Source organism: Corynebacterium kalidii (genome assembly GCF_022869005.1).
Classification (GTDB): Bacteria; Actinomycetota; Actinomycetes; order Mycobacteriales; family Mycobacteriaceae; genus Corynebacterium; species Corynebacterium kalidii.
Genome location: NZ_JALIEA010000006.1, coordinates 1 through 18,710 on the forward strand (window position 1 = coordinate 1; position 18,710 = coordinate 18,710).

Consider the following 18,710-nt stretch of genomic DNA (forward strand, 5'->3'; position numbering starts at 1 on the left):
TCAGCGCCGGCGGAGACGCCGGTGACGTTGGGCAGCTCGACCTGCACATGGGGACCGCCTTCGATGCCGGCGTCGGCGTGCGGGGCGATACCCGCGGTGCCGGCGAGTTCGACGTCCACCCCGCCGGAGACGTCGACCCCGCAGCCGATCTGGTAGCCGGCGTCGAACATCGCCCCGGTCAGGTCAGGGGCACCGTCACCGTCGATCCACACGTTGCCGGTGAGGGTGGCGAAGGCTTCACCGGTGGTGGCCGAAGCGTCCAGGGGCGGGGCGATGTTGATCGACTCGTCGGTGGTGGCGGCGTGCAGGACCCAGCCGTCGGCGGTGGTGCGGGACACCTGGTGGTCGGGCAGGTCGGTGGGGCCACCGGTGACCGGCACCGGCCACGGCAGATCGGGCAGATCAGGCAGGGTGGGTGCGGCGGCGGCCGGACTGATCGCGGTGATCGCGAGGGTGGTGGCCGCGGCGATGCTGGCGGCTGCGGTGGCGATCGTGCGGGCGGGCCTGCGTCTGGTCCTGCGTGCGGTCGGGGTTGCGGTCTCGGTGGTAAACGTCATGGCGACAACGTAACGGACGCTCCAGACAAAAGCAGGGTGAAATATCATTACATTTTCATCACGGATGCGAACCCCTGTCCTCGCAGTGAGAGCAGGTCGGAGCCGGCGGGGCGTCGACATCGTCTCATGCAGCAGATCTGAGGCCCGGGTAGTTGATGTGTCATCTACATAGCCGGTGGAAACCATATCTGCTGGGAACCGGGCACTTCCGGCGTGGGCCACTGTCCGCGCGAGGCTGTCCTGCGAGGACAGGTGAGCAATGTTCACCGTGTGGTCACGAAAAGGTCACAGATCAATCTCAGCGGACGTTGTGTCGTTACAACGTTGTCTATGTGTGTTTGGTGGATTACCTCATTTCGGGGGTGCCCCGGAGGGTACCGAGGTGCGCTGGGGCGCCCATGGCGGGGCTCCCAGGAGACGCAAGCTAGGGCCTTTCAGGACCGTCCGGCGCGTCCTCCGCCAGTCGCCCCGCACACCGTGGCGACCACGCACCCGAGGAACAGCAACTGGGTGACCCACGAGTACCCGGCGTAGTCACCGCCCCATGGACCACGCACCATCAGCACTGCGCCCGCACCGCCGAGGAGCATCGCCAGGGCAACCGGTCGCGTCAGCCGGCACAGGGCCCGGACGCCTCGCGAGGCCGCGGACCGCTCCGGGAGACGTCGGAGCGCAGCCGGGACACCGACGACGAGCGCCGTCGTCACCGCGCCGACAACGACCCCGGGAAACCCGGCGATACCGGCGCACAGTGCGAGCATTCCGGCGCCGACCAGCACGCGTCCGGATGGCCCGACACGGCCACCGGGACCCTCCGCCTCCAGGCGCTCGCCGGGGGTACGCCGGCCGGGCCACCAGGCGAACAGCCAGGCCGCCAGCAGGACCAGGGCGCCGACCAGGCCCACACCCAACCACCGCTGGTAGGTGTCCGTGGCAGTGAAACGGACGTCCACCGCCGAGGCGATCTCGGTGTCGGACATCCCTGCGGCGGCACCGGCGGGAACCACCCAACCCTGCTGCCACCCGTTGACCGTCACCGGGGCCAGGGCCGTGCCCTCCAACTCGGCGGCGCGCCCGGGGTTCACCGCCGTGGAGGTCACGACGACCCGGTCACCACCGTCGGTACCCGTGCCACCGGCGGCACTGTCCTGCACGTCCAGCGACACCCACCGGTCACGGCTGCGGACCTCGTGCTCGCCCGGGTCGAGGAGCACCCTGTCGCCACAGGCCACGGGCACACCGTCGACGGTGCTCACGGTCTGCCGTCCCGCCGCGCACCGGTCCGAGGTCACCGTCACGGGCACCGGCCCAGAGCCGGGAACGGTGATCGTCCGGCGCATCTCGAACTCGTAGACCTCCTGGCCCAGCACCCACCGCCGGGGCGTATGGTCCGTGGCCGGCACGACGATGTCCCGCCGGGGGGTCACGTCCCGGCCGCTGTCCAGCTCGGTGAGCGTGACCTCGCTGAGACCGGCGTCGCCCCAGGAACCGACGATCCGTAGTTCCACCCGGTCGGCCTCGCCACTGGGCAGGACGACGGGACGGACGGTGGTGTCGGCCTCCCGGTAACCCGGCACCAGCGTGGTCGTCGAGGCCACGGTCTCGTCGTCGAGGTAGGTCGTCACCTGCACCCGCAGCGGGCTGCCGGGCGTGCGCGCCGACAGCGACATCTGGCTGCGCGGCCTGTCCAGCTCGAGGGTGAGCGTCTGGTTGACCGGGGAACCGGTGCCCGGCCGCCACGCGGTTTCCCCGACACCGTCGACGGCGGCCGAGGGGCCGGAGTACGGCTCCGCACCGTTGAGGGACGTCGGGTCGGCCGCCGAGGAACTCGCGGTGACCCTGCCGCCGCGTTCCCGGACCTGCGTGAGGTCGGAGTCGGCGAGCCCGGTGGGGTAGTCCCGGACCGGGTTGCGGGTGCTGCGGGCGTCGTCGGCGGCACGGATGTCGGACTCCGCCCCGGTGACATTGCCGTAGTTGTGTTCCCGCAGGGCAGGGGTGTCGGTGACGGTCTCCGGGGTTCGGCCGACCGGTCCGGCGGCACCCGTGAGTCCGTCCGGCACGTCCTGCACCAGGATGCGGTCGCGGGGGCCGTGCCCCGCCGCGGCATCGGCGGCGGCGAGACGCGGCAGCACCTCCGGGCCACCGGCGGTGACCTCCAGGTCCCCGGCACCGACCACGCGGGTACCGCTCGGCCCGCCGGCCCCTGCCTGACCGTCCGCCTGACCGTCCACCTGACCGTCCACCCGGAAGATCCGGATGTCGCCCCCACCGAAATCGGCGACCTCGGTGAACCCGTCCGCAGCGGCGGACCGGGTGAGGGTGTTCAGGACGACCCGGGCGCCGGGCGTGTCGGCGGCCCGGGCCAGGTCGGTGCGTACCAGCAGGTAGCCCACACCTTGCTGCAGCAGGGCGTCGGCCAGCGCCGGGTTCGCGCCGGACGCCCCCTCGGCGGCGAACTCACGCTGCAGCCCGTCGAGCCCCCGGATCGCCTCCGGGGGCACCAGCGGGACGGCGTCGCGCACCACCCACGGCACGTCCAGTAACGCCTGCGCCGGTTCGTCCCGGGTGTTTCCCCAGGTCTGACGGGCCGAACGTGCCTCCGGCAGGATCATGGTGCGGGTGTCGTCGGCACCGTGGGCCGGGTCGTTGAGCCAGTCCGCGGCCTGCTGCCACGACGACGGCACCGCCCGGTAGCCGTCCTGCGGCACGAGCCGTCCGGACCACGCCGGGGCGGTGGCGGCCGCCACGACCAGCACGACCGCCGTCGTCACCACCACCGGGCGGTTCTTCTCCGGATGCCGCCAGGACGCGGCGTCCCGGGGGACGGTGAGCCCGCCCAACAGGTGGGCGACACCGGCGACCAGGGGCAGGTGCACCAGGGCGTCGAACTTGTGCAGGTTGCGCAGCGGGGCCCCCGCGCCGTCCAGGAACCCCTGGACCTGCTCGGCGACCGGGGAGAACGGCGTGGCCGCGACCCCGAACACCGCCAGCCCGACCCCGAGGACCACCAACCACGACCCGGCGAACGGCATCCGGCCCCGCGCCCCGGCCAGCCCCGCCAGTCCCAGCAGCGCCACCGCCACCGTCGCCGCCACGAACACGGCCTCGGTGGCCACGGCGAAGCCGGCCTGACGCTCCGTGGACAGGAAGGCCGTCCAACTCGTCGCGCCGCGCAGGACCTCGCCCAGGTTGAACCAGTGGGTGGTCAGCCCCGAGGCCTCGATGTAGTCGGTGAACGGCGGGGAGTACCGCCCCAGGACCAGCAGCGGGCCGACCCACCAGAAACAGGCGAGGACGCCCCCCGGCACCCACCAGGCCGCGAACCGCCAGGCGGTGCGCCGACGCTGTGCCGCCTCAGCAGCACTGCCGGCACCACCGGCGGTGGCGAACACCCCCTGGGCCAGCCACCACAGCACCGCGGGAACCACCGCGGCCAGCGTCGCCACCGCATTGACCGCACCCAGGCACAACACCACCATGGCCGAACCCAGCCCGGCGGCGGCGAGGCGCCGTGACGTGGGTCGTGTCGCGGGCCCGTGTGCGGGCCCGGGCAGCAGGACGCGCACCACCGGCAGCATGATCCACGGCACCAGCGCCACGGTCCACGCCTCCGAGGAGATCGCCCCGAGCGTGGTGAGGATCCGCGGGCCCAGCGCGAACAGCACCCCCGCCACCAGGCGTGACACCCGCGACCCGGTGCCGGTGGCCTCCAGGAGCCTGACCGCCCCGGCGAACGCGAGGAACAGCAGCAGCGCCCACCACAACCGTTGGGTCAGCCAGTCGGGCACCGGGTCGAGCAGGGCGAAGAACAGGCCCTGCGGGAAGAGGTAGCCGTACGCCTGGTTCTGCAGCTGCCCCAGCGGGAAGACGTCCGTCCACGGTGACAGGGCCTGCGTGAGGAAACCCCACGGGTTCGCCGTGAGGTCGTGTTTGGTGTCGGCGACGGTGAGCCCCGGCTCCTGGGCCAGGGCGAGCAGGAGCCACAGCAGCCCGGCGAGTCCCCAGCCGCGACGGGAGAGTGTCACACCTGCCAGTCCTGTCTGTGCTGCCTAACGACGCTCGCCGTACTGGACCGAGCCCATCACCGCGTCGTCCACGGCGATCTTGTTCGACGGCAGGTCCGAGGAGTCGGCGACACTGCCGGCGAACAGCGCCGCGGCGCCGCCGAGGACGACGCCGACGACAGCGGAGGCGATGGCGGGGCCGAGCGTGCGGCGGGGCTGGGAGTCAGTCTCGGTGGGCATGGTCTTCCCGTCAGTGGTGGTCGGTGGTGCTGCGTCGGACGATATTCACCAGATGATACTACCCGGTCGCCCCGTCCGGACCATTTCCGCTGGCTGCGTCGGTCCCTGTGTCGGTCCCGGCGTCGGTGTCGTCGTCGACCGGCGGGACGATCAGCACCGCGCGGCCGGCGTGCTTGACCAGGCTGTCGGACACACTGGACTGCAGCAGGGACCGCCAGCCGCTCAACGCGCGCGAGCCCGCGACGATGATGCTGACGTCGAGCTCGTGGGCGGCGTCGACGATCGCGCTCCAGATCGCGGTGGCGGACTCCACGAGGAACGGTTCGGTGGCGAACCCCCGTGCCTCGGCCAGCGCCACGCCCTCCCGGCAGATCGCCACGGCGTCGGCGTAGGCGGGGTCCTCGGTGTCGTCGGTCACGGCCGACCAGTCGTGCTGCATCATGCCGCTCATGCCGGCGGTCCGGGCGGCCTGCCGGTGGATCGGTTCCCACACCGTGAGGATGTAGGCGTTCTTCGTCGACAGGAAACGTCCTGCGTAGTCGATGGCGCCACGGGCCTCGTCGGAGCCGTCGAACGCGATGAGGACGGTGTCCCCGGAGAAGGAGCCGGCTCGAGGTGTCTCATTCCTGGATTCGCTAGCCATGCCCACGAGCGTAGTACGGTCGGGGAGGGAGAGGACGACATTCGTCCGACATCCGTCCGGCGCCCCGTCGGTCGACACGAGAAAGAGGAGGTCACGCGTGGTGACTGCCCGACGCCGTACCCCGGCCACCGTCCTCGCCGTCGCGACGGCGGGGGTGCTGGCCTTCAGCCTGGTGGCCTGTTCCCCGCAGGACGGTGGCACGGGCGGGACGACGGACGACGCGCCGACCACCGCGGCGTCCCCCGCGGCCTCGGCGACAGCGTCGGACCCCGCGACGCCGCCTGCGGAGCAGCCCACGTCCTGTGTCGACGGCGAACAGGACCTGGCGACCCTCGCCGCGTCCACGCTGGCTGTCGGGGTGGTCGGCTTCGACGACGCCGTGCAGGCGGTTGACGCCGGGGTGCGCCACATCTTCATCGGGTCGTCCACCGACCTGTCGATCCTCGACGGCCAGGGCGACCCGGGGCGCAGCATCTCCGCACTGAAACAGCGTGCCGCGGACGCCGGTGGCGAGCTCACCGTCTCCGTCGACGAGGAGGGCGGCCAGGTCCAACGGCTCGGGTCGGTCATCGGCGACCTGCCGTCCGCACGGGAGCTGGCGGAGACCAGGTCACCGGAGGAGGTGCGCGGCATCTACGCCGAGCACGGCCGGAAGATGGGTGAGCTGGGAATCACCATGGACTTCGCGCCGGTGGTGGACCTCGCCGGCGGGGAGTCGATCAGCGACAACGCCATCGGCGACCGGGCGTTCTCCGACGACCCGGGTGTGGTCACCGGCTACGGCCGCGCCGCGGTGGACGGACTGCTCGACGCCGGGGTCACCCCGGTGATCAAGCACTTCCCGGGCCACGGGCACGCCACCGGCGACTCGCACGAAGGCACGGTCACCACCCCGCCGGTCGGGGAGATGGGGGCGGACCTGGCGCCGTTCGCGGAGCTGTCGCAGATCCCGGGCGTGGCGGTGATGGTCGGCCACATGCAGACCCCGGGGCTCGACACCGGTGACGGCAGCGTCCTCGGCGCTGAGACCCCGTCGTCGCTGAACCCGGCGGCGTACGCGCTGCTGCGCGACGGGATCGGCGGGGACGGCGGAGCCGGCGGGGCCGGTGGGGAGAAGGGTCCCGGTTTCGACGGGATCGTCTTCACCGACGACCTTACCGGTATGCAGGCCATCACCGACCTGCACGACGGTCCGCAGGCGGTGGTGCAGGCGCTGCGGGCCGGGGCGGACGCCCCGCTGACGTCCACCGCCGCCGACGTCCCGGCGACGGTCGCCGGGCTCGTCGCCGCCGTGGAGAACGGGGAACTCGACCGTGGCCGGCTCACGGAGGCCGCCGGACGGCTCTGCGCGGTCTGAGGTGCCGGACCCGGGGCGCGGCCCGGGTCTCGGGTATCGCCGGGGCAATATGACGGGTTATTGTGATTGTCGTGAGCAGTCGAAACCCCAACGCCAGCAGCACCACAGGATCGGCCGACCCGTCGGGGGACCAGTGGGGCTCCCAGGGTAGTAAGCACCGGCGGAAGCGTCGGCTCTGGCCGGTGTGGACCCTCGCTGGCATTGTCGGGCTGGGCGGGATCCTCTACGCCACCGACATCATCATGACGGAGGGCTACGTGCCCCGCGGGGTGACCGTCGGTGGCGTCGACGTGGGGTCGATGTCGACGGCGCAGGCCGAAGCCCGGCTGAAGAACCAACTGTCCGACAGTGCCCGTGCCGAGGTAGAGGTGACCGCCGGCGACATGTCGACCACCCTGGACCCGGCGCAGTCGGGGCTGTCCGTCGACTGGGCGGCGACGATCGACCAGGCCGGTCAGCAGCCGCTGAACCCGGTCACCCGTGTGATGAGTTTCTTCCAGCAGCGTGAGGTCGGCACGGTCAGCGCCTACAACGACGAACTGCTGGACCGCACCCTCACCCGCGTGGAGCAGGAGCTCACCCGCGAGCCGGAGAACGCGCAGCTGTCCATCGACGACACCGGTACGCCGGAGGTCGTCGACGACGTCGCGGGGCAGACGGTGGACCCCGGGGAAGTGCGCACGGCGGTGCGGGACAACTGGCTCAACGACCGGCGTCGGGTCAACGTGGACGCCGACGTCACCGAGGCCGACGTCCGTCGGGACGCCGCGGACCGGGCCGTCCGGGACGTCGCGGGGAAGGTCACCGACGGTGACGTCGTCTTCGCGGGCCGTGACGACACCGACGGTGTGCTGCGTCCGGCCGACATGGGACGCATCGTCACCTTCGTCCCGGAGGACGGTGACTTCCGGGTCGACTGGGACCGTGACGCGGCCCGGGAGATCCTCGACGAACAGCTCGGCGACACCGAGGTCGAGCTCCGTAACGCCGGGTTCACCGGTGTCGGACGCGACCTCGAGGTCACGCCGTCGCAGGACGGTGTGCTCATCGACTGGGAGAAGACCCTCGACCCGATCGAGGAGAAACTGCTCGACACGACCGAGCGTCGTCACGAGGTGACCTACGAGGAGAAGAAGGCCACCTACACCACGGAGATGGCGGAGAAGGCCAGCTTCGACGACGTCGTCGGGTCCTTCACCTCCGGTGGCTTCGCCGCCGACTCCGGGGTGAACATCCGTCGCGTCGCCGAGCAGGTGGACGGGGCGATCGTGCTGCCCGGCGAGACCTTCAGCCTCAACGGACACACCGGACCGCGCGGGGAGGCGCAGGGCTACGTCGACGCCGGCGTGATCCAGGACGGTCACGCGGACACGGCGGTCGGCGGCGGCATCAGCCAGTTCGCCACCACCCTGTACAACGCGTCCTACTTCGCTGGGATGGAGGATGTGGCGCACACCCCGCACTCCTACTACATCAGCAGGTATCCGGCGGGGCGCGAGGCCACGGTCTTCGAGGGCGCCATCGACCTGCAGTTCAAGAACCCCTTCGACACCCCGGTGCTGATCGAGGCGCGCGCGGACTCCAGTTCGCTGACGGTGGACCTGCGCGGGGTGAAACAGGTCGAGGTCGAGTCCGAGCCGGGCCCGCGCACGAACTTCACCGACCCAGAGCGTATCGAGCTGTCCGGTGACAACTGTTCGCCGTCCTCGGGTGGACGCGGCTTCACCGTCACGGACACCCGCACGGTGCGTGACCTCGATGGCGCGGTGGTCTCGCGCGAGACCACGACGACGGTGTACGACCCGTCGCCGATCGTGACCTGCCGCGGCTGACCTGAAACAGCTCTAACGGAACTGTAGTGCCGGTGAAACCGGCCGGTTACAGAGCAGCCCTAACGTAGCGACTAGTTCCCGGGAATGCCGGGACTCACCCCTCGTAAGGAGAATCATCATGGGTCTTGTTGCTGGTCTTGTTGCTATCGTCGGCGATCTTCTTCACCTGCTGCTCGGCGGTCTGTGATCTGACGTTCCGCCTCATTGGAGCCTGTATGTGACGTTCTGTCGCGTACAGGCTTTTCTGTGCCCGGATGCGGTGCGGGACGGAGGTTGCCGTCCGACCGTGGGGTGCCCCGCGTGCAGCTGGGCCCGCCACCGGGGAGTGTTCCCTGTGGCGGGCTCGACTGTTTCTCATGTACCGCACCGCCGGGGTCGTGGGGGAGAGGCTCCGGGCGTTTTCCACGCGGAAGGCACCATCGGAGAGAGGAGAGGGGGGACGGTGCGACGTGGGCGTTGAGGGGTGCTGTACCCGGGGTGGCCGACGGTGGGCTGTTGAGTTGTATGCCAGGTCAGGGACCGGGTTCCCGGCCGCCCCGTTGCTGGCGTGCCATGAAGATAGGCAGGCCACCTGGCCATCTGCAATGGCGGTCGACGTGCCGTGGGGGTGGCCACCTGGCTACCCTGCTGGCGTCCCCCGAGAATCGTGACAGCATACACCCAGTACAGGTGCACTATCGTTTCTGTTCCGCGTGTGTTACGTTCGGACGGGCGGGCTGTCGCCCGGGGGTGGAAATTCAGCAAGCATATGCTTAACTTACTTTCTTAACATGCTGTGTGAATGTCGGGGACCCCGCCCGCTGCCGGGTGTTTTACGTCCTTACCCTGGGTCTGGGACGGCTCCCGGGGAGTTGGGTCAAGGGTGGCCTTTTCACCTCCGATACAGTTAGAGGATGACTGAGAACACCCCGGCGCCCACTCCGGCGTCACCACGACGCACCGCCGGCCGCCACCGGCGACCCGCCCCGCGTCCCGTGGGCTGGAGTCTCACCGTGGCGGCCCTGTCGACGGTGATGATGACCATCGACATCACCATCGTCCTCGTCGCCCTTCCGGCGATCACCGCGGACCTCGGACTGTCCCTGTCCGGTGCGCAGTGGGTCATCAACGCCTACAGCCTGACCTTCGCCTCCCTCCTGCTCGCCGCGGCGAGCCTGTCGGACATCATCGGACGCAGACGCATCTTCCTCATCGGCCACGTCCTGTTCCTCGGGGCGTCGATCGGCTGCGTGCTCACCGGCACCGAGGCCGGCATCATCGGCTTCCGCGCACTGCAGGGCGCCGGCGGGGCGTTGGTCTTCGGCACCTGCACCCCGTTGCTCGCCGACGCCTTCGACCAGGACGACCCGACATCCTCAGCGAAGCGCACTCGCGCCGTCGCGGCGATGATGGGCATCGGTGGTGCCGCGAGCGCCTTCGGCCCACTGGTCGGCGGACTGCTCGTCGAGACCGGCACCTGGGAGTGGATCTTCGCGATCAACATCCCGATCGGCATCCTCGTCATGGTCGCCACCCTGGTGTTCATCCCCGACCTGCACCGGCAGGAACGGGAGGCGCGCCGGGCCGCGGGGGCGGTGGGTGCTCCGGGCACTACGGGCGCCGCCGGTGCCGTGCGTGGCGCCCGGATCTCCCCGTGGGCGATCGTGCTGATCATCGTCTCGCTGGTGCTGGTCAACTACGGCATCATCGACGGGCAGGAGCAGGGGTGGACCAGCGAGATCATCATCGCCGCGCTGACCGCCGGCATCCTGCTGTTCATCGCCCTGATCCTGTTCGAGCTCTCCAAGCGTGACCGTGCGATGGTCGACTTCCGGCTGTTCCGGATCCCCTCGTTCTCCACCGTCACCTTCAACGCCTTCGCCTCCCGCATGTTCAGCTTCGGGATGATGCCCTTCCTCATCCTGTGGCTCGCCGGCCAGCTGGGGCTGTCCGCCCTGGAGATCGGCTACGTCTCCAGCGCGCTGGCGGTGCCGATGGTGCTCTTCTCGGCGGCGGGGATCGCCCTGGTGCGCTGGGTGCCGGTCGGTGTGGTCCAGGCGGTGGGCATGCTGGTCGTCGCCGGTGGGCTGATGCTGGGCCTGGTGATGGACGTCGACTCCGGGTGGGCGGACCTGCTGCCGATGTACCTGGTGCTCGGCGCGGGGACCGGGCTGATGCTGCCGCACGTGATGTCCCTGGCGGTGGCGGTGGTGCCGTCCGAGCGCACCGGCATGGCCACCGGGCTGGCGAACACCGCCCTGCCGCTGGGTACCGCTTTCGGCGTGGCGGTCTACGGGGCGTACCTGTCGGACCGGGTGAACGCGGGCATCGACGGGATGCAGTTCCCGCCCGCGATGCCGCCGGCGATGGAGAGCCAGCTCCGTCAGGCGGCTGAGGGCGGACTGTTCCAGGAGATCGCCCAGAGGTCCCCGACCTTCGCCGAGGAGACCCTCGGCTTCTTCATCGACGGCTTGCACGGCATCTTCATCATCGCCGCGGTCCTGGCGGTGGTCGGTGCCGTCGCCAGCGTGGTCTTCATCCGCGGCAAGGACGGCACGGGGACGAAGTAGCCGTCACGGGGGCAGGGGGTTACACCGGGCAGCCGTCCGGTCCGCAGGCCCCGCCGTCGCGGGCACCCGGGACGGTCGGCAGCGTGGTCGGCGCCGGATGCGAGCGTTCCCACTGCTGCTCGAGCGCCCGGGTGAAGACCTCCACCGGCTGGGCACCGGGGACGGCGAGTTCCATGTCGAGTACGAAGGTGGGCACAGAGTTCAGCCCGAGCGAGGACGCACGCCGGACGTCGTCCCTGACCGTGGGGATCCGTGACCCGGACTCCAGCTCGGCGGTGACGGCGTCGGCGTCCAGCCCGGCCTCGACACCGATGCGGGTCAGCACGTCCGCCGATCCGATGTCCTCACCGTCCTCGAAATGGGCCCGGAACAGGGCCTCCTCCACGGTGTCGACGGCGGCGGTGGAGCCCTCCCCGCCGGTCTCCTTCGCCAGCTGGATCAGCTGGTGCGCCTTCATCGAATTGGCGACGACGAGTGCGTCGAAGTCGTACTCCAGGCCCTCGGCGGCGGCCTGCTCCGCGACGTGGCCGAACATCTGGCGGACCTGGTCGACGGGCATCCCCTTGGAGGCGGCGAGGTACTCCGCCTCCGACCGGTCGTCGTGGTCGGGCAACGTCGGGTCGAGCTGGTAGGAGTGCCAGGTGACGGTCACCTCGTCGCGGTGGGGGAATGCCGCGAGGGCGGACTCGAACCGGCGTTTGCCGATGTAGCACCAGGGGCAGGCGACGTCGGACCAGATGTCGATGTTCATGGTCCGGTCAACACGCGTGCCTGGGCGGGTATTCCGTCGGCCCGGCGGTCATCGCACCCCATAACCATCTTAACAATGCAAAAGCCCAGGTCATATTTACAGAAGAGTCTTCTGGGGTGCGAAGGTGCCGGAAGCAGCGCGGCGGCGCGGCGGGCCCCGCCAAACCCAGCCCAGGACCAGCCCAGGCCGGGCCACCCGGATCGCCCTACCCGCGCCGGATCTCGTCGGCCAGGGCGTGGAACTCGGTGCTCGGGTTGCCGAAGCGGTGCAGCGTCATGGACACGGCCTGCTCCTTGAGCCACAGGCGCAGCTCGACCCGACCCGAGGCGGTGACCTCGTCGTCGAGCAGGCAGACCTCGGGCCGGTCGGCGAGCTTCTCCAGCGTCTCGGGGTTCCGGGTGCCGATGACACGCACGCGGGCGCCGACACCGTCGTCGAGGACACCGGCGGACAGCCGCGTCGCGAAGGAGTCGTCGTCGGCGGTGACCTGCTGCTCGCCGACGCCCAGTCGGGGCGAGACGGCCAGCACGTCGGTGACCTCGGGGCTCACCGCGGGGTCGACGACGACCCGGACGGGGGAGCCGGCACGGTGGGCGGCGACGACGGCGCGGGCGACCTCGACGGGGCGGGCGTCCGCACTGACCCGCAGCACCATGTGGGCGGGCCGGTAGCGGAAGATGTTCGCTTCGGCGGTGAGGCCGGTGACGTCACGCGGGGTGCCGAACTCGGTCTCCCAGGCGCTGAGGTCGGACCGGGCGGCCTCGGCGAGCCAGGCGGCGTCGGCGTCGGACAGTGCGCCGTTGCGCTGCAGTTCGGCGATGTACCCGTCGACCGGCGCGGAGCCGGTGGGGGCGACGTCGGCGGGGACGGTGGTGTCGTCGGCCCAGCTGCCCATGAGCATCACGTAGTTCGGGCCGCCGGCCTTGGAGCCCAGGCCCACGGAGGACTGCTTCCAGCCGCCGAAGGACTGGCGCTGGACGATGGCGCCGGTGATGCCGCGGTTGACGTAGGCGTTGCCGACCTCGATGCGCTCCACCCAGGTGCGCACCTCGGCGGGGTCGAGGCTCTGGATGCCGCCGGTCAGCCCGAAGTCGGTGGCGTTCTGCAGTGCGAGGGCCTCGTCCAGGTCCTCGGCCTTCATCAGGCCCAGGACAGGGCCGAAGACCTCGGTGAGGTGGAAGAAGGAGCCGGGCTTCACGCCGTCCTTGATGCCGGGGGACCACAGGCGGCCGGAGTCGTCGAGCTGGCGCGGCTTGAGCAGCCACGTCTCGCCGTCCTCCAGGGTGGTCAGGGCGCGCTCGAGCTTGTCGCTGGGCAGCTCGGTGAGCGGGCCCATGTCGGCGCGCATGGTGGTGGGCCAGTCGACGATCATCGAGGACGCGGCGTCGACGAGCTGGCGGCGGAAGCGCTCCGAGGAGTACACGCTGCCCACGAGGATGCCCAGGGACGCCGCGGAGCACTTCTGGCCGGCGTGGCCGAATGCGGAGTACACCATGTCGGCCACGGCGAGGTCACGGTCGGCGGCGGGGGTGACGATGATGCCGTTCTTGCCGGAGGTCTCGGCGTTGATCTTGAGCTCGGGGCGCCAGGACTCGAACATCGCGGCGGTCTCGGAGGCGCCGGTGAGGATCACGCGGTCCACCGACGGGTGGCTGACGAGGCTGCGTCCGGCGGTGCGGTCGGCCGGGTAGACGCCACGCAGGACGTCGCGGGGCACACCGGCGTCCCACAGGGCGTCCAGGATGGCCATGGAGCAGTGCGGGGTCGGCTTCGACGGCTTGTGGATCACCGCGGCACCGGCGGCGAGCGCGGCGAAGGTGGAGCCGGCGGGGATGGCCAGCGGGAAGTTCCACGGCGGGGTGACCAGGACGACCTTGTCCGGGGTGAAGCTGGCGTTGTCGACCTCCTCGAGCTCCAGGGCGTAGTGCGCGTAGTAGCGGGCGAAGTCGATGGCCTCGGAGATCTCGGTGTCGGCCTGGGAGACGGCCTTGCCGACTTCGGCGGCGGCGATCGAGATCAGGTGGCCGCGTCGGGCGGCGAGCAGGTCGGCGGTGCGGTAGAGGATCGCGGCCCGTTCGGCGGCGGGCACGGCGGCCCAGTCGGCGGCGGCGTCGTGGGTGGAGGTGACGAGGGCGTCGACCTCGTCGTCGGCGACGATGACCGGTGCGGTCTGGGCGTCCAGCCAGCCGTCGGTGGCGGAGGTGGCGATGGCGTCCGCGGCCCAGGCCTGGTTGGCGGGCAGCGACGGGTCGGTGTCCGGCTCGTTGTGGAAGACGGGCAGGCCGGAGGTGTAGGACGCGGCGAGCTCGTCGGAGGACGGCTCGACCTCGGTCGCGCGGTTCTGGCGGTGGTTCGGCAGCGGGGCGGTGTAGCCGTTCTCCTCCATCAGTTCGCCGAGGTCGTCCAGGGAGGAGCGGAAGCGGGCCTCTTCGCGACGGAAGATCGCGTTGCCGGGCTCCAGGTCGAAGATCCCGGACATGAAGTTGGCGCTGGCGGCGTTCTCCTCCAGGCGGCGCACCAGGTAGGAGATGGCGACGTCGAACTCCTGGGGGCGCACGGCGGGGACGTAGAGCAGCAGCTGTCCGACGTCGGAGCTCACTGCCTCGGCCTGCTCGGTGGCCATGCCCTGCAGCATCTCGAACTCGACGCGGTCGGAGACGCCGCGCTCCACGGAGAGCAGGTGGGCGAAGGCGATGTCGAAGAGGTTGTGGCCGGCCACGCCGAGGCGCAGTCCACGCATGTTCTCCGGGTGCATGGTCCAGTCGAGCACGAGCTTGTAGTTGGCGTCGGTGGCCTGCTTGGATCCGCAGGTGGTGACGGGCCAGTCGGCGACCTCGGCGTGCACGGTCTCCATCGCCAGGTTGGCGCCCTTGACCAGGCGGACCTTGATGCCGGCACCGCCGTCGGCGACGCGCTGGTCGGCGAAGGCGGCGAGCTCCTGGATCGCGCCGAGCGCGTCGGGGAGGTAGGCCTGCAGGACGATGCCGGCCTCGAGGTTCTTCGTCTCCGGCAGACTGAGCAGGCGGCGGAAGACGGCGATGGTCAGGGTGAGGTCGCGGTACTCCTCCATGTCCAGGTTGATGAACTTGGAGCCCTTCGGCGCGCGGGCGGCCTCGATGTAGAGCGGGGTGAGTCGTCCGACGATGTAGTCGACGGTGTCGTCGAAGCCCCAGAGGCTGATGCGCGAGGCGATGGAGGACGCCTTGATGGAGACGTAGTCGACGTCCTTCCGGGCGAGCAGGCGGCGGGTCTCCTCGAGGTGGTTGTCGGCCTCCTTCTCGCCGAGCACGGCCTCGCCGAGGAGGTTGATGTTGAGGCGGTGTCCGCCGGCGGTGAGTTCGGCGACGGCCTTGCCCAGCTTGTTGTCGCGGGCGTCGACGATCATGTGGCCGACCATCGACCGGATCCGGTGGCGGGCGGCGGGCACCACGACCTGCGGGATGACCGGGGCCAGCGCGGAGCCCATCCGGATCTGCGCCTTGTCCAGGGCGCTGAGGGTGTCGGGCATGATGGTGCCGAGTTCGGCGAGGGCCCGTCCGGCGGCGCGCTGGTCCTCGGTGCGCACGACGCGGTCGACGAAGCCGACGGTGAAGTCGAGGCCGTTGGGGTCGGAGAGCACGGCGGAGAGGCGCTCGGCGGAGGGGTTGGTCTTCACGTCGGAGGCGCGGCTGGCGTTGAGCCAGGCCGTGACCTTGGCGACGGCGGCGTCGGCCAGCGGGGCGAGGTGGTCGGTCGTGACGCCGGCGTGCCCGTCCGCCGTCTTCACGGTATTCGCAGTCGAGCCTGTGGTGGTCGTCGCCTTGTCAGCTGCGGGGTCCGCGGTCGTCATGGTTGTCCTCCTCGGAAGTCGTCGTGATCTGTCGTGATCGGTTTCCACTGATACTGGTCGAGTATCGCCGCTATGTCCGCATCGCGGGGAGCCCCAGTTCCGGCGGCAGCGCTACTTTGAGTCAAAAATGTCGTGTGTGGGGTGAATGCTGTGGCACGATGTGTCCATGACCCAGGACCAGGCCCCCGTCGACGCGGGCACCGCCGACACGGATGAGGCACCGCGGCGGGGGCGTCCCCGGATCCAGGAGGTGGCCGACGAGATCGTCGCCGGTGTCCTCGCGACGGCGGGTCCCCGCGTCGGCGGCCGTGACTACTCCACCCGCCGTATCGCGTTGATGACGGGGTTGAGTCAGCCCGTGGTCAGTCGGGCGATGCGGCGGATCCGCGCGGGCGCGGCCGAGTCGGTGACGGACCCGGTGACGGATCCGGTGTCCGCCTCGGGTGGTCTGTGGATGACCGGTTTCCGGGTCGAGTACCCGCGGGTGACCCTCCTCTTCGAGGACCGGGGTGCGGCCGACCGGGACGCCCGCAGCGGGGAGCGTCAGGCGTCGGCGCGGCGGGCGACGTCGTTGATGGCGGCGCTGCGCGTCGCGGGGGTCTCGGGGTGGCCGCAGAGTCAGGCGACGTTCGACGCCGGTGACGAGAACCCGGCCGCCGGTGTCGTCCGGGTGATGTGGGAACCCGGGGGACAGAGCTGGGACGGCTTCCTCGGCCAGCTCTCCGCCGTCCTGGACGCGTGCGCGCCCACGGTCGACGCGATACCCGGTGACCTGCTCGCACAGGTGTCCGTCGCGGTGGGCCACGGGCTGCACGGACTGCAGTGGGAGCGGGCCGAATCCGGGGCGCCCGGGGCACGTCGGACGAAAATCGACGCGGATTTTGACTCGAACTACTTATCTCTGGCGGAGTACCCGCCGCCGACCAACGCCCGGGCGGGTGCGACACCGAGACATCTGCAGAACGAACTCTCGGTCACCGAGCAGATCGCGATCGCCCTGCGTAAGGAGATCATGAACGCCGGGTTCCGGCCCGGCGACCGGGTGACCAGCACCCGGTTGGCGAAGCACATGGAGATCCCGGTCTCCGCCGTCCGGTCGGCGATGCGCCGGATGGTGGACGACGGGCTGCTCACCGCGTCCGGCGGAGCCTTCGCCCTGCCACTGGTCACCGGCAGCGACATCATCGACCTGTACGCGGCCCGGCTGCAGGTCGGTCGGGTGCTGCTGCGCGCGTGTTCGGGCCGCTCGCGTCAGCAGATGCTGGCACCCCAGCTGGCGCTCCGGGCGGTGGTGGCCGCGGCCGAACACGGCACCGCCTCCGACGTGGACGGCGCGGACCTGCACTTCCAGCAGACCCTCGCCGACGCCAGCGGGTTGCCGCAGTCGTCACGGGTGTTCCACGCGCTCACGCTGCGCCTGCGCATGTTCATCTCGGTGCTGCAGCTCGACTACACCCCGGCGGTGCGCCGCATCGTCGGCGACGACCGCTACATCCTCAACGCCCTGTTGTCCGGGAACGTCGACGGGGCGCTGAAGGTGTGGCGGGCGAAGCTGGACAACGCGGTCCGCCATATGGCGTACGTGTCGCCGACGACCTTCGACCCCGCGTTGTGGGAGCGTCTGGTGGGGGAGGCCTGAGGCGCGGCGGCGGGGACCGGGGGCATGCCGGGAGAATATTAATCATGCCGTAATTCCGTTCCCGGTCGAGTATCACGTCCGCAGTACCGTGGTGATATGACGAATACTTATGACGGACGGCTTTTCTGTGGCCCCCCGAATTGTCGCCGCTGGTCAGCTGCTGGAGTACCGTGACCACGTCCTGCCCCTGAATATCGGGGAGAATACCGCCTGCCACGGTCTCAATTCTCCCACGGGGCACTATTTCTGCAGGAAAGGTACTCCAGTGCTGAAGAATATCACGGCCGGGAAAAAGTCGGTGAGGGGAGTTGCCCTCGCTCTCGTGGCGGCATGGGGCGTCGCGGCGGCGGGCACGGTCGTCGCGGTACCGCCGGCGGTAGCCGCGGACGCCGGGAACCTCGTCACCTTCGGTGACTCCTACCTCTCGAACCCCACCCCGGCAGAGACCGTCGGCGCCAAGGTCCGCGCCGCGGCGGAACAGGCCGGCATCCCGATCGACACCGGTCTGGCGGCGCCCCTGTCCCGGTACACCGCCCACGGGTGCGGGCAGTCCTCGACCAACGCTCCCCGGCAGATCGGGCGCATGACCGGTCTGACCGTCCGCGACTACTCCTGCCCGGGAGCCATGGCGTACACGCCGGGGACCCCGGCGATGACGCTGAACGGGGAGATCGACAACGCCCTGGCGGACAAGGCCCTCGACGCCGCCACCACCAACGTGGTCATCCAGTTCGGGTTCAACGACTCCTACAGCTGGCTGATGGGCAAGGTCCTCGCCAACGGGCTGCCCGACACCTACGTCAACCTCCAGCAGCGTTACGCCGAGCAGAAGGTCCTGTGGACCAACGCGATGAACACCGCGATCAACCGCATCAGGGCCGCCGCCCCCAACGCCCGGATCACGGTGGCCGACTACCCGACGATCTCGAAGCCCGAGACCGCCGAACAGTGCCTCCTCCACGTCGCGATGATCCCCGGTGACATCGGGATCCCCGCCTTCTGGATCCGCGACGCCGAGGTCAACATCCACGACTGGTCGAAGGAACTCGTGGCCGCCCGGTCGCGTGACAACGTCGTCTTCGCCGACATCCGCGGAGCCACCGCAGGACGCGGCGAATGCGCCCCGGACGACGCCCGCCTGATCGCCGGTGTCATCGACACCACGAACGTCTCCGGCTACAACCTGCCGGTCCACATGACCAACAGGGGTGTCACCCACACCGCCGAGACCATCGCGGCGACCTTCTGACCCCCTCCGGTTCCCGGGGAGAAACCGGGCCCCACAGAGGCCCCACGATGCCTGAAGGAG

11 protein-coding genes are annotated in these 18,710 nt (G+C 70.3%); 5 read left to right on the plus strand and 6 right to left on the minus strand.

The window, feature by feature from the left end; genetic code table 11:
* The 4 genes from MUN33_RS00490 to MUN33_RS00505 form a co-directional block, all read right to left on the minus strand.
* Positions 1–557: MspA family porin (locus MUN33_RS00490; RefSeq protein WP_255804934.1), on the minus strand; the 557-nt coding region annotated here is incomplete at its 3' end.
* 434 nt (positions 558–991) lie between these two features.
* On the minus strand, positions 992–4,582 hold the full coding sequence (locus tag MUN33_RS00495) for an alpha-(1->3)-arabinofuranosyltransferase domain-containing protein (protein ID WP_244802952.1): 3,591 nt from the start codon (positions 4,580–4,582) through the stop codon (positions 992–994).
* 24 nt (positions 4,583–4,606) lie between these two features.
* Positions 4,607–4,801: a DUF2613 domain-containing protein gene (locus MUN33_RS00500; protein ID WP_244802953.1), complete on the minus strand. Its 195-nt coding sequence runs from the start codon at positions 4,799–4,801 to the stop codon at positions 4,607–4,609.
* Positions 4,802–4,859: 58 nt separating this feature from the next.
* Entirely contained in the window at positions 4,860–5,444 is a 585-nt protein-coding gene (locus tag MUN33_RS00505; protein WP_244802954.1) for a universal stress protein, read from the minus strand.
* 97 nt (positions 5,445–5,541) lie between these two features.
* Here MUN33_RS00505 and MUN33_RS00510 point away from each other — a divergent pair, with 97 nt between their 5' ends.
* The 3 genes from MUN33_RS00510 to MUN33_RS00520 all read left to right on the plus strand — a co-directional run bounded on the left by MUN33_RS00510 (position 5,542) and on the right by MUN33_RS00520 (position 11,182).
* Entirely contained in the window at positions 5,542–6,801 is a 1,260-nt protein-coding gene (locus MUN33_RS00510; RefSeq protein ID WP_244802955.1) for a glycoside hydrolase family 3 N-terminal domain-containing protein, read from the plus strand.
* 242 nt (positions 6,802–7,043) lie between these two features.
* The gene (locus MUN33_RS00515) at positions 7,044–8,633 is read left to right on the plus strand and encodes a VanW family protein (RefSeq protein WP_244803070.1); all 1,590 of its coding nucleotides are present in this window, start codon (positions 7,044–7,046) and stop codon (positions 8,631–8,633) included.
* 893 nt (positions 8,634–9,526) lie between these two features.
* On the plus strand, positions 9,527–11,182 hold the full coding sequence (locus MUN33_RS00520; RefSeq protein ID WP_244802956.1) for an MFS transporter: 1,656 nt from the start codon (positions 9,527–9,529) through the stop codon (positions 11,180–11,182).
* A 19-nt stretch (positions 11,183–11,201) separates the two neighbouring features.
* Here the strand turns inward: MUN33_RS00520 and MUN33_RS00525 are convergent, their stop codons facing one another.
* Both MUN33_RS00525 and MUN33_RS00530 read right to left on the minus strand, forming a co-directional pair.
* Positions 11,202–11,933, minus strand: a complete 732-nt coding sequence (locus tag MUN33_RS00525; RefSeq protein WP_244802957.1) for a DsbA family oxidoreductase — start codon at positions 11,931–11,933, stop codon at positions 11,202–11,204.
* 205 nt (positions 11,934–12,138) lie between these two features.
* The gene (locus tag MUN33_RS00530; protein ID WP_244802958.1) at positions 12,139–15,762 is read right to left on the minus strand and encodes a proline dehydrogenase family protein; all 3,624 of its coding nucleotides are present in this window, start codon (positions 15,760–15,762) and stop codon (positions 12,139–12,141) included.
* A gap of 166 nt (positions 15,763–15,928) precedes the next feature.
* Between MUN33_RS00530 and MUN33_RS00535 the strand changes: the two genes are divergently transcribed.
* Both MUN33_RS00535 and MUN33_RS00540 read left to right on the plus strand, forming a co-directional pair.
* Complete coding sequence (locus MUN33_RS00535) at positions 15,929–17,401, plus strand: GntR family transcriptional regulator (RefSeq protein ID WP_244802959.1); 1,473 nt, start codon at positions 15,929–15,931, stop codon at positions 17,399–17,401.
* A 265-nt stretch (positions 17,402–17,666) separates the two neighbouring features.
* A complete protein-coding gene (locus MUN33_RS00540; RefSeq protein ID WP_244802960.1) occupies positions 17,667–18,650 on the plus strand; it encodes a GDSL-type esterase/lipase family protein in 984 nt (327 codons plus the stop codon).
* The last annotated feature ends 60 nt before the right edge of the window (positions 18,651–18,710 follow it).